The sequence below is a fragment of the Paraburkholderia sp. NMBU_R16 genome (assembly GCF_013282575.1).
GTDB lineage: Bacteria > Pseudomonadota > Gammaproteobacteria > Burkholderiales > Burkholderiaceae > Trinickia.
In genome coordinates this window covers 1-250 of sequence record NZ_JAAAYE010000501.1, presented here as the reverse complement: position 1 = coordinate 250, position 250 = coordinate 1, and the positions used below count along the sequence as shown (strand labels likewise).

Below are 250 nucleotides of genomic sequence, written 5' to 3'. Positions count from 1 at the left end.
AGCAGGCTCGACGGGAGCTGTTCGCCTTCATCGAGGGCTGGTACAACCTCAGCCGCCGGCACAGCGCAATCAGCTATTACTCGCCGATCCGCTACGAAGCCATGCATCGAAAAGAAATGCTCGCCGCCGGCCGGCGTCGTGGTCGTGATAGGCGACCCGCCGACCGACCGTGGACAACTCGCACAACCACTCAACCTGGAGGACATCAGCCCGGTCGAAATTCAACTGCTTAACCGTCCTCGGAAACGGG

At 61.2% G+C, this 250-nt stretch carries 1 pseudogene; it reads left to right on the top strand.

The features are described from left to right. Positions 1-233 (top strand): annotated as a pseudogene (locus GWC77_RS29425) (hypothetical protein); the annotation flags it as partial. Positions 234-250: the final 17 nt, after the last annotated feature.